Consider the following 11,755-nt stretch of genomic DNA (forward strand, 5'->3'; position numbering starts at 1 on the left):
ACAGCTCCCCCTGATCAGCCGCGCTTTTTTCAACGTGCTATCCACCGAACGCTGAATTGAACGATTCACCGCCTGCTCAGTCTCAATCAGCAGGCGATGCGACAAATTCGTCGGCGCGATCCATGGTCAACTCACAGGGGGGAGAGAGTCATGAGAGCTGCTCTATTGATGTTAACGGTTATCGCGGTCAGCGCGTGTGGTGGCGGGAGCGGCGTTAGCAACACGCCACCGCCCGCCGCGCCGCCGGTCCCCACTCCCACACCGCCACCACCGACCGATCCAACGCCATCCTCATTTTTTATGGATGCCAGCGCATCACTACCAGACAGCCGCAATCGGGACTGTTTCGATGCGCTCGCGGTGGACCTCGATACCGACGGTGATCTCGACCTCGCGCTGGCGGGCTTTGGACTAAACGGCGCTGACAATGTCATTTTGCTTAATGACGGCAACGCCTTGTTCACCGATGTGTCGGCCACTCACTTGCCCAGTAACAGTGAAGTGTCTGAACACGTGACGAGCGCCGACTTTGATATGGATGGCGATCCCGATTTAGTGTTCGCCAACGTCAGCCGCAATAACTCCGATCACGAGTACTATCTCAATACTGGGGTCGGGGGCGTTATGGCGGCAGCCCCTGCGCTGCCGGTCACCGGTCAATCTGCGTTTGTCGTCGCCGAGGATTTTGATAACGACAACGACCCAGACCTATTTATCGGCAATTTCGGCCTCAGCAATCTATTGGTCAATGACAGCTTTGGTGGTTTTACCGATGAGTCGGACACCCGCTTACCGCGCACGGATGCACAAATTACCGAAGACTCTGGCATCGGCGATGTGAACGGCGACAGCTTTGTGGATATTGTCGTCGCCTATCGCGGCAGCAACACCGAAGGCGAGGGTCGACGCAACCAAGTGTGGCTCAACAATGGATTCGGTGTATTCACCGATGCCACAGCATCCAACATGCCGTCGGGCACTAATTCGACGTTTGATATCGCTCTCGCCGACGTGGACAACGACGGCGACCTGGATGCAATTGTCGGCAACGCCACAATCGGAAATTCAAACGCCCCGTTGCTCGACAACCTGTTGATCAATGACGGTAATGGCGTGTTCACGGATGAAACCGCCCAACGCTGGCCACAAAACAGCCTATCGAATACCTATGGCATCAGCACGCTGGATATCGATGGAGACGGTGATCTGGACATTCTGACGGCGGAAAATCTGGGCGCAAGCGGCGACGGAACGGTGCGTGCTTATGAAAACGATGGCACCGGACGCTTTACCGAACAAACCAACACGCTTATTGGCGATGTCCGAGGCAACATGGTGGACATTGAAGTGCATGATTTTAACGGCGACGGAATAGCCGATTTGTACTTTTGTGCGACCCGAAACTTTGGCACCGCCGAGTCCGCGCGCGATTTTTTGTTTTTAGGACTATAATCAAACACTCATTCGACTTTGGAGCCCGTACATGACCGCAATCAAACTGACGTATTTTGATATGCACGGCGGACGTGGCGAGCCCGTACGAATCGCGCTTCACGCCGCCGGCGTGAGTTTTGATGACGAACGGCTCTCCTTCAAAGATTTTTTTGCAATGCGCTCATCCACACCACTTGACGCCGTTCCCGTCATGACGGTGGATGGCACGGACTACACACAATCAAATTCGATGCTGCGTTACGTTGGTCGGCAAGCCGGACTCTACCCCGACGATTCCTGGCAGGCATTTCTATGTGATGAAATCATGGATGTCACTGAAGATCTTTTGCATCAGGTCGTCGCCACCTTCGGACTAGAGGGTGACGCACTCAAAACCGCGCGACAATCACTGGTGGAGGGCGGTATTACACGCTATTTGAAATTAGTGGATACCCGGCTGACAGCGGCGGGCGGGCGGTATCTGGCCGGTAACCAACTAACAGTGGCCGACCTCAAGACGTTTATACAGCTTCGCGCCTTCGCCGCAGGTGTATTGGATCACGTGCCCACAGACATTTGCGACACGTTGGCGCCAAGTGTTGCTGCCTATGGCCAGCGCATTGGCGAGGAGCCCATTGTCACCGCGTACTACGCCTCGCTCTCGGGATAGTCATACGATGCGGCAATCTGGCGACGGTGCCGTTAGACACTCGCCACTCTCGACACAGGAAACTCAACGACCTTCCAGTAGGTTTCCACTAATCCGACCGCTTTTTCGAAACTGTTGCCAACATCGGATTTGAGCATGTACCCGGCAACATTCAGGTCGTAGGCCTCAAACCGGTCTTTCTCATCATTCGACGTGGTGAGCACAAACACAACCGCGTTCTTGAGTTTGGAATCTGCGCGGAGCTTACGTAAGAACTCAATACCGTTCATTCGCGGCATATTGATGTCTAACACAATCAGAAACGGCCGGGAAATTTCTTTATCGGATTGTCCAGTAATGATCTCCCAAGCCTCTAGGCCGTCGTGCGCCCGTACAATCCGATTCGCAATTCGGTGTGCTTTTATCGATCGCATGAAATCCATTGCGTCGATTTCATCGTCTTCGATCAACAGTAAACTGACTTCTTCACTTTGCCTCATGAGGTTTTCCCAACCAGCTTGGAATGCGCGATGTCCTTTCGCCACTCCAGCTTGAATACGCAGCCCGACTTCCCGTCTGGCGCATCAATCCACACTTTGCCACCCTGCAGTTCGACTATGCGCGCAACGATAGCAAGACCAATTCCACTTCCCTCAACGCTGTCGCGCGGTTTCAGCGTCTGGAACATACCAAACACTCGGTCGCGAAACTGCTCATCAATACCATCCCCATCGTCTTCCACAGAAACTAGAAAGTGATCGCCTTCATCACATATCGATACGGTCACAACCCCATCCTGCCGCGGGTGATGCTTACACGCGTTGCCGATGAGATTACGCAGCACCTGCTCAAGCGGTGCGCGGAGCGTGTCAAAGTCGCCGACAGTATCATTGACCACCACACTGAAGGAGTCGGGTAAAGACATTAACGAGGTAACTTGATCGACCAACGCCTTTAGCGATGTACGTTCAACATCGGCTTCGGTGCGACCAACACGCGAATACTCCAGCAGATCTTCGAGAAGATGCTGCAGTCGTTCCGCACGCTGCTCAAGTAGATCAAGATGCGAGAGGACGTCCGGCGCGTCAATTTCGGCCAGATCCTCGCGCAACCAATAGACAATGGCCTGAATCGCGCGCAGCGGCGCTTTCAAGTCGTGAGAGGCAACATACGCAAACTGCTCGAGATCTTTATTGGAACGTGACAGTTCGAGCTGCTTGGCTTCCAGTTCGCACTGCAAACGATGCAGATCGGTAATATCGGTGGCTTCGCAGAAAATACCCACGACACGACCTTGACTGTCGAAGTCTGGTTCAAAACGCACGCGCATATACTCTTGCGTTTTTCCATCAACATCGCTGTAGGATTCAAACGTCACAGATTCACCATTCAACGCGCGATCATAATGATGCGCGTTGAGCCTAAAACGTTCGCCAACCAAGTCCGGCACCGACCGTCCGATAAATTCATCCGACGTCATGCCGTTTCTCTTTAGCAATTCGTCATTGACGTAACGATAGATTAGATTCTTATCAACGTAGTAAAAGACATTCGGCACACCCTTGAGAATGTGGGCGAGTTGATCTTTTAGCTGATATATTTGGGTGGCGTTTACGGTTTGTACGAACACACCGCTCACGCGGTCTGCCGTCAGCACCGGTTCAAAAAATACGCGAACGTACTCACCGTTTGTGCGTTTGACGTCCCGCGCTTGTCTTGCTCCGTCAAGCGCGTTCTTAAAGGCCTTGGCTAGTACCGGAAAAATACGAGGGCCAAGCAGCGTCGACACCTGCATGCCACACACTTCCTCCGGCGTCTTAGCAAACCGCCCAACAGCATTTTGATTCGCAAACTCGATACGCATATTGCTATCGACCAGCATGATGCCCCGATCCTGGGTCTCGAGAGCCCGAATCAGCTTTTCACTCACGCCTTGCTCAATCGGTTCCGCCACACTCACGACGTCGGCCTCCACAGACGGCACAGCAAAAAAGACGCCGTCCACACCCGTTTCCAGCGCACAGCAACGACTCAACAACTGAACCGGCGCACCGGTGGCGGCGAGATGCACGTAGACATCGTTCGGATCAGTGCCTTGCAGGGCATATTGGAGTTGCGCGTCAAGTGCATTGCGGGACGAAGGTTCAAACAAATCGAGAAATTCCGATCGTTCAACATCGCGGTCAGAAAGACTAAAGCGATTGAGTAGCCGCGCGGTTGTAGCGTCGACTGTAAACTGACCTGCTTTCGCGCTGTAGCTCCAACGACCAATGCCGAGGCGGTCTACTCCGCGGTCTCGCGGCATAATGGGTTGATACATACACTGTTCTGTCATGACATCACTTCCTCTGTTGCGCCGAATCGGCCGGGCGCATCAATCATCCGATAGAGGCCTGTGCGCACTTTCTTAATCGTACTTTGCAACACCTGTGGGGATACCGCGCGACCGAATACCCAGCCCTGCCCAAGATCGCAACCAAAGCGCGTCATAAATTCCAGTTGCGCCTGTGTTTCAATACCCTCTGCGACAGTTTGAAGATTCAGGCCCTGTGCCATCGCGATAATTGCGGAACACACGGCAGTGCCATGCCCTTCTTGACCAATGTCGCTCACAAACGAACGATCGATTTTCAATATGTCGATGGGAAAGGTCTTGAGGTAGCTCAAACAGGAATGACCCGTGCCAAAATCGTCGATGGCCAGCCGCACACCAATATCTTTGAGCCGGTGCAAGCACGTCTGTACGGCGCTGGTATCCTGCATAAGTGAATACTCGGTGAGTTCCAATTCCAGTAAATTGGCTGGCAATTGATAATTCTCAAGTATCGCTTTCACCTCATGATGAAAACCGGGTTGTTGAAACTGCATGGGCGAGATATTGACCGCGATGGGCACCAAAACCTCATTGCTGTTGCGCCACTGAACGAGCTGCTGGCAGGCGGCTTCAAGTACCCATGATCCCAAGGACACAGCAAGGCCCGCTTCTTCGGCCACCGGTATGAACTCGACGGGACTGACAGCACCCCTTTCTGGGTGCTCCCAGCGAATCAAGGCTTCGGCGCCGCAGACCGAGTGATCGGTGAGTGATACTTGCGGCTGATACACAAGATGAAATTGACTGGCGCTAATGGCCTGTTTGATATCGGTTTCCATACTGTGAAACCGAATAAGATCGCGATGCATTTTCGATGTGAAAAACTGAAAGTTATTCTTGCCGCGATCTTTGGCCTGATACATCGCCATGTCCGCGTTACGCAATAGACTTTCACGGTCCATGTCATCGGTCGGATAGAGCGTAATGCCAATACTGGTCGTTACATCAATTGCGCGCGTGTTGATCTTGAATGGTTGCTTAATTTTATTGAGCAGATGAGTCGCAAACGACTCAACATCAAGCACCGAATCGACATCTTCCAAGACCAGCGCAAACTCGTCGCCGCCTAAACGCGCTATGGTATCGCCTTGACGGACGGCGTGGCGCAGACGCGACGCAACAACGCGAAGCAGCTTATCGCCCGCAGCGTGGCCCATCGTGTCATTGATCGTTTTGAAGTTATCGATATCAAAATAGAACACGGCAAAAGTAGAACTCGTTCGCTCAGCTCGAGCAATCGCTTTTTCAAGTTGATCGTTGAAGTACTGCCGATTTGGAATTTCAGTGAGCGTGTCGTACTGGGCCAAATAGTTCAGCCGCAGCTCCGAACGCTTGCGCTCAACTGCATAGCGGATGGCGCGAGCGATGTGTTTGGTCTCTGCTGGCCACTTAACCAAGTAGTCCTGTACGCCGAGATTCAGAATTTCGATGGCGTAGTCTTCGTCGTCTTGGCCGCTTGTAACCACGACCGGTACGGTCGGATCGGCATCCAGTATGCGCTTTACGGATTGGGGGCCCGTCGAGTCTGGCAAGTTTAGATCAAGCATCACTAATTCAAACGCGCCATTTCGCAAACACGACACTGCATCGTCCATGGTTTGACAATGCACGATATCGAACGTCTGCGATTTCACGCGCTTGAGTGACGACTGAAGAAATAAAACGTCGTTCTCATCATCTTCTACGAGAAGTAGTTTCATGGACCGGCGGTAGTCTCTGGTGGCTTAGCGAATTCCCCACGCTAATGGCATCGCCGGTAACACGTTGAGAACCAAGTCACAATTGCCATGGGATACCCGTTTCCAAAAGCATAAACTGTGCGCTGGACACGGATTATCTTGTGGATTTTGCACGCACTGAGACGAAAACAGAGGCCGAACTATGGGCGGGCAGCACAACCGAAACGGTCGACACGCGTGGCGCTAGAGATTATGCAACACCGAATTGACCCACATCGGCGCTGCGTTCACACAGCGTCGGGACCGGGATTAGTCAAACAGGATATTGATGCTGCACGGCTCGTCGACGAGATCACGGCCGTAGGTATGGATGGTCAATACGGTCTCATCTGAGCCGTTGAACACTCGATGCGGTCGCTCGCAGCCGGGGTTGATACCATCAACGTCGCCAGGCTTGCAATGATGCACATTGGTTCGCACAGGCTCAGCGCCTTCGGTATAGGAGAAGCCTTCTGCAGTCGGATGGCCGGCGTATACACCCATGGCACACCAGGCGCTGTGGCCATGTACCGGCGAAGCCTGGCCCGGCAACCATGCCACGGACATCACGGTATAGCGACCAAGTGGATCGGCGTACAGCAAATGACGCCGATAACATTCATCACTGGTCAAGCAACAATCATCGGGCAGCCAGTCGGGCTCACGAATAAGGGTGCGCAACGCGTCAGCCACCTGCTTTGCGATCGAATCGTGGCCGCCCGCCAGCAGGGCATCGACGGTTTCAATGTACTGAACAAATCGTATTTCTGAGACCAACGGAGCCGGAGTTAACGCGCGGCAATGCGGCGGCAAGGAGGCAGAAACAGTTTGAAGTGAAGCCGACATGAAATCATCCGTAAGTGACTGCTTTGTCATTGAATTTTAGCAATACTGTGATGCGATTGGGTTGCAAATATTGACCCAAAATCAATCATTCTTGGACTTTCATACCCATTTTTAGTTATAAATTAGGAATGTATTCTATTGATTCGAAAGATCGACAGATCCTAGACCTGCTGCAGCGCGATGCGACTCTTCAGGTGGCAGCCATCGCCGAACAGGTTGGTTTATCGCGCACCCCGTGCTGGCGTCGCATCCGTGAGCTGGAAAAAAACGGCTATATCCAAAAGCGCGTCGCGCTACTTGATCGCAACAAACTTGAGTTGCCCATCACCGTCTTCGTGGCGGTTAAAACCAATGAGCATAACGCGACGTGGCTGGAACGGTTTCGCCATGCTGTGAATGAGCTGCCGGAGATCGTTGAAGCCTATCGCCTGAGCGGCGACACGGATTACCTACTGAGAATCATCGTGAAAGACATCGAAGGGTTCGACGCGGCCTATCAGCGACTCATTGAAATGGTGGACTTTTCCGATGTGAGCTCGAGCTTCTCCATGGAGGAAATGAAGTTCACCACTGCCATCCCACTCTTCTAACTCGTCGCGCTTTACCGCGACCGAGCACACCGATCTCAGGCCGATTCCGATAACACTTCCGGCGTTGCCGCCAGAATGGGTGATTCAGCCGCTCGATGATCTTTTTTGCCGGGCACGTAGCGCACGACTTCGGCGATAGGATTGGAGAACACACACAGATCGCGCACCCCTTTATCACTCGCCGTTTCTTCCACCACTTGCCGTATGCGTTTGGCCATGGGCGCGCTCAAGATACTGCGGTACAGGCGATACTCGTCATTCACACGCGCACCGGCGACTTGGCAACCTTCGTCGGCCGCCACAAAAAACGCCTCGACTTCTGTCAGACCAGGCACGCCCGCGTCGAGCATTAAATCGGTAAAGCGCTGACTCTCAGCGCGACGAACCATTGCCGATACCCGTATTTGATCACGCAGAATAGAGTCCGCTACTCGTGTTTTGTTGGCGCGTCGCTTTTCTTCAGTCGCTCCCGATTGATCGCGCCAATGGCTGTGTCCCGATAAGTGATCAATCGCTCGAATGATCTGCTGCATGTCGGCCGCATAGCGACGTGACGACGCGCGACTGGGTAGATTGCTCAATCCCGACACGCCATCAACCCGATAGATGAGACCGCGTCCGGGGCGATGAAATTCACCCGCTTCAGTCATTGCCGCAAACACCGATTCAGCTTGATCAGAATCGACCAATACGATCAACATCTCTTGATCGTGTTCTTTAGTAATTCGAAGCCACCCGAGTCGATCACGCAACCCTTGCCCCTCACAGTAGTGAACAATCGGTCCATGCGCACCGGCGTTGATTGCCGCACGACACACTTTATTGCTTCGATTCTGGCTAACAATGCATTGAATGATGCTTTGGCCGTGCCCCATTGAAATAGACTGAGCACCGCTTTGCATCGACAGCGAGGTAGGCCAATGGTGGTAGTCCGGGCCAAAATAAATGTCATGACACGGAGTACTGAACACTGCACCGGTTGCCTGTTGATGCAACCGACCTTTTAGCGCTATCGCATCGGCGATGTCCTGCACATCCTGATCGGGCACAACAAGCTGTAGTAATGTCTTGGCCGGGCTGATGGGCGGCACCCAGTGCTTCCACCACTGATCATTTAACAACGTACCTCGAGCGCGCCATGCCAACGCACTCGCACCGTGATGCATTTTTATTTCGTCCATCACATTTCCGGCGCTCGCCGTGGGCAATACCGCTGTGATAGAAGAATAGCCGTTCGTTGTCATACCTGAGCTCCTAGGTGCTTACTACTGTATTACTGACATCCTGCTCGGCGGCGGACTCTTCTTGATTGGCCGACGAGCGATAGTGTGTGTACAGACCAACGCTCAGCACAGTCAGAATCGGACCGACCGACGCTAGCGCCAAAATACCGAAGCCATCAGACACACCCGGCACGTTTGCACCAATGCCCAGACCCATTGCCAACACCAACGGCACTGTAATCGGTCCGGTTGTGACTCCTGCGCTGTCCCAACTAAAGTTGACGAAATGGTGCGGAGAAATAAGGGTGAGCAACAAGACCACGGCATAGCCTGGTATCAACAAGTAGATCAGCGGCAGGGCATAGGCCATTTTGATGACGCCAGCTGAAATACCCAGACCGACCCCAATCGCTACGCTCTGCATCAACAGTTTCTTTTGAAAGGCACCAACGGTGATCCGCTGCACGGTATCACCCAGTGCATTCAGTGCTGGTTCCGCCAGCGTTGCCCCATAGCCAAGAAAAAAGGCGAAGCCAACAGCCAACAGTTTTCCAGAATGCTCACTGAACATGGCGTACTCAAGATATTCACCACCCCACGGAACGATGCTGGCAAACGTAAGCGGTACGTTGCTGCCGAGCTGCCCACCTAACGGCGTTAAACCCAGCGCAATACCCAAGCCAAAAAACGCCATACCGACTAAGGCCAATATGACACCGGTGCCAACATCCGAGTCGCGCCCGAGATTCTGTTTGAGCACGATTCTTAACACGACGTAAAGAAACAGACAGAGAGGAACAATAGCGCGCAGTGCGTCGATCGTAGCCTGTTTGGCTTGCGTACCCAACGCAAGCGAACTGTCCCATGCTTGTTCACCCACCGCATCAAAGCTGCGTGCCGCCTTCTTTTGAATGACGACTCTAGGTTCGGTGAGCACAACATCGCCGTCGACGAGCTCTGCCTCGCCACCTTGAAATTTGACTTCATAAGCCGGCGGCAACTGACGCGAGCTCAAGTACGCTTGAAATTCTTGTTCGGTAATCGGCGGATGATCCCGCAGAGTACCCACTTGTGCAGTCGAATCCTGAACAACCGACTCAACGCTCTCACCTTGGTAGTTTGGCGCACCGTAGTAGTCTTTCTGTGAATAATGAAAAAGCGCCAGCATCAACACGGCAACAATCGGAAACAAGGACGCCAGCGTGACGACACCGAAACCGGTATGGCCTCCGCCACCGTTACCGCTACTGACCACACGACACACGCCAATTCCCAGCGCAAGAACAAGCGGCACGGTCACCGGACCGGTGGTCACTGCGCCACAATCCCAGGCTAGACCCAACACATCGGATAATTCGGGCACCGTGCTAAATCCCAATGACATGCACAGCAGCACCGCGACTGTGGGCATCGCCAAGTACTTTAATGGCCAACCGTAAAAAAATCGCAAAACACCCAAGGTCACGGCCAGACCCACACCCACGCCGACGCTACCGACTAGCTGACCCGAAAAGTCATTGAGCAAGGAATACAACAGTGGCGCCTGATCGGGCGACACGCCGCTGCCCGCCGCTTTCAGCACAGCAATTGCCGGTTCGGCAAATGTCGCCCCAACACCGAGCAGGAAGGCAAAACCCAGGATAATCGGCATGCGGCTGCTTTGAGGCAAGATGCTGCCAATAATTTCCCCAAGCGGCATAAGGCCTAGCCGCAGTCCCTCCATGAAGGCCATGAGGCCTACCACAACAAGAAAAATGCCGACAACGATCATGCCCGCATAGACTATCGGTAAGCGCAACACCAGGATTTGGAAAAGTGCCAGATACGCAACAATGAACCAGACACCTTTAATCTGATCCATGAAGTTGCGCTTCACGTAGGGCGCAAGAATACGCAGCGTATCGCGCACGCCGAGGCGAAATCGCGGCGAACTGAGGGCATCTGACATTGCCTCTACCTCAAAATAACAATGGTTAAATAGTGGTAGCGTCAGATGTGGGAAATACTTTAGCGGCGGGTCTTTCTATCCCACCTATAGTGACGGGATACTCTTTTTATCCATGCACCGCACTCATGTTTTACTCTGCCAGCAATGCACGCTGATACCAGTCAGCGTTGACGAACCCCTCCCGCACGCGTTGAGGATGATCGCCAACATCCAGGCGTCGCACCTCGGTGGCATCGCTATACCGAATGACCGAAAGCTGATCGGTTCCGCTCCATGACACGTAACAGTACTCACCCGTTTTATCTGTCACCACCCAGTATGGCTTTTCGCCAAGACCGGTGAGCAGTTGATAGGAATCGTTCGTCAGGTCGTAAACCGCGACATAGTCATCCATGGTTCCAGCAATACACAGGGTGTCATCGGCCTTATTGATGGCGATGCCATGGTGCGCAGAATCATTGATGTATTGCGTACGCGGTAGTGTGGTATGGCGAGGCAAACCAACCAGACGAACGATGCGCCCATCGCGCAAATCATATTCAACGAAACCATGTAAAAACGAGAGCTGGAAGAAGAAGGTGTTCTCATCGGCGGTGTGCGCCATCGGTCGAATGGCGGGACTGATTTTACCCAAGCCTGCCGCATTCAGCTTATCTTTGATATCAAACTGTATTAAGGGCTCGAACGTCGAAGAATCGACCACCTGGAAAAGGCGATGCCCTTTGAACGTACCGCCGCCTTCTTTATCAAATGGCGTAAAGACACGCCCGATACTGGCATGGAAAATCTTTGATCCATCCTTGCTGTACACATTTTCATGTGGGGAATCGCCCGTGGGAAAACGCCCTACCTCTTGCCCAGACTCCACATCGAGCGCATGCATGCTTACATATGGATGGACTCGATCCCGTCCTGTGGGGTGACTCAAGTGCGGCCTGGCTAGCCTTGTCCAGCACAGAGGAGAGGTTTGCAC

General features: G+C 53.2%; 10 protein-coding genes. 3 read left to right on the top strand and 7 right to left on the bottom strand.

Annotated elements, in window-relative coordinates; genetic code table 11:
- The first annotated feature begins 150 nt into the window (after window positions 1-150).
- Window positions 151-1,452, top strand: coding sequence for a VCBS repeat-containing protein (locus AAF465_11630; GenBank protein ID MEM7083373.1), 1,302 nt, complete (start codon window positions 151-153; stop codon window positions 1,450-1,452).
- 31 nt (window positions 1,453-1,483) lie between these two features.
- The gene (locus AAF465_11635) at window positions 1,484-2,104 is read left to right on the top strand and encodes a glutathione S-transferase family protein (protein ID MEM7083374.1); all 621 of its coding nucleotides are present in this window, start codon (window positions 1,484-1,486) and stop codon (window positions 2,102-2,104) included.
- 32 nt (window positions 2,105-2,136) lie between these two features.
- Here the strand turns inward: AAF465_11635 and AAF465_11640 are convergent, their stop codons facing one another.
- From AAF465_11640 to AAF465_11655, 4 genes are all read right to left on the bottom strand, one after another.
- Window positions 2,137-2,583, bottom strand: coding sequence for a response regulator (locus tag AAF465_11640; GenBank protein ID MEM7083375.1), 447 nt, complete (start codon window positions 2,581-2,583; stop codon window positions 2,137-2,139).
- The gene (locus AAF465_11645; protein ID MEM7083376.1) at window positions 2,580-4,418 is read right to left on the bottom strand and encodes an ATP-binding protein; all 1,839 of its coding nucleotides are present in this window, start codon (window positions 4,416-4,418) and stop codon (window positions 2,580-2,582) included. The genes AAF465_11640 and AAF465_11645 overlap by 4 nt, the downstream gene beginning before the upstream one ends.
- Window positions 4,415-6,157, bottom strand: a complete 1,743-nt coding sequence (locus AAF465_11650; protein MEM7083377.1) for an EAL domain-containing protein — start codon at window positions 6,155-6,157, stop codon at window positions 4,415-4,417. The genes AAF465_11645 and AAF465_11650 overlap by 4 nt, the downstream gene beginning before the upstream one ends.
- A gap of 288 nt (window positions 6,158-6,445) precedes the next feature.
- Window positions 6,446-7,021, bottom strand: coding sequence for a cysteine dioxygenase family protein (locus tag AAF465_11655; GenBank protein ID MEM7083378.1), 576 nt, complete (start codon window positions 7,019-7,021; stop codon window positions 6,446-6,448).
- A 137-nt stretch (window positions 7,022-7,158) separates the two neighbouring features.
- Between AAF465_11655 and AAF465_11660 the strand changes: the two genes are divergently transcribed.
- Window positions 7,159-7,611 carry an Lrp/AsnC family transcriptional regulator gene (locus tag AAF465_11660; GenBank protein ID MEM7083379.1) on the top strand — a complete coding sequence of 151 codons (453 nt, stop codon included), beginning with the start codon at window positions 7,159-7,161 and terminating at the stop codon, window positions 7,609-7,611.
- Between the two features lie 35 nt (window positions 7,612-7,646).
- Here the strand turns inward: AAF465_11660 and AAF465_11665 are convergent, their stop codons facing one another.
- The 3 genes from AAF465_11665 to AAF465_11675 form a co-directional block, all read right to left on the bottom strand.
- Window positions 7,647-8,855 carry a hypothetical protein gene (locus AAF465_11665; GenBank protein ID MEM7083380.1) on the bottom strand — a complete coding sequence of 403 codons (1,209 nt, stop codon included), beginning with the start codon at window positions 8,853-8,855 and terminating at the stop codon, window positions 7,647-7,649.
- Window positions 8,856-8,865: 10 nt separating this feature from the next.
- Window positions 8,866-10,782: a DUF1538 domain-containing protein gene (locus tag AAF465_11670; protein ID MEM7083381.1), complete on the bottom strand. Its 1,917-nt coding sequence runs from the start codon at window positions 10,780-10,782 to the stop codon at window positions 8,866-8,868.
- 130 nt (window positions 10,783-10,912) lie between these two features.
- Window positions 10,913-11,755: hypothetical protein (locus AAF465_11675; GenBank protein MEM7083382.1), on the bottom strand; the 843-nt coding region annotated here is incomplete at its 5' end.

The sequence above is a fragment of the Pseudomonadota bacterium genome (assembly GCA_039028935.1).
Lineage (GTDB): Bacteria > Pseudomonadota > Gammaproteobacteria > Steroidobacterales > SZUA-146 > SZUA-146.

Excerpts from the sequence above, each read along its gene's own strand:
- AAF465_11655 (MEM7083378.1), bottom strand. The coding sequence starts at position 7,021 with ATGTCGGCTTCACTTCAAACTGTTTCTGCCTCCTTGCCGCCGCATTGC.
- AAF465_11640 (MEM7083375.1), bottom strand. The coding sequence starts at position 2,583 with ATGAGGCAAAGTGAAGAAGTCAGTTTACTGTTGATCGAAGACGATGAA.
- AAF465_11635 (MEM7083374.1), top strand. The coding sequence starts at position 1,484 with ATGACCGCAATCAAACTGACGTATTTTGATATGCACGGCGGACGTGGC.
- AAF465_11670 (MEM7083381.1), bottom strand. The coding sequence starts at position 10,782 with ATGTCAGATGCCCTCAGTTCGCCGCGATTTCGCCTCGGCGTGCGCGAT.
- AAF465_11630 (MEM7083373.1), top strand. The coding sequence starts at position 151 with ATGAGAGCTGCTCTATTGATGTTAACGGTTATCGCGGTCAGCGCGTGT.
- AAF465_11650 (MEM7083377.1), bottom strand. The coding sequence starts at position 6,157 with ATGAAACTACTTCTCGTAGAAGATGATGAGAACGACGTTTTATTTCTT.
- AAF465_11665 (MEM7083380.1), bottom strand. The coding sequence starts at position 8,855 with ATGACAACGAACGGCTATTCTTCTATCACAGCGGTATTGCCCACGGCG.
- AAF465_11645 (MEM7083376.1), bottom strand. The coding sequence starts at position 4,418 with ATGACAGAACAGTGTATGTATCAACCCATTATGCCGCGAGACCGCGGA.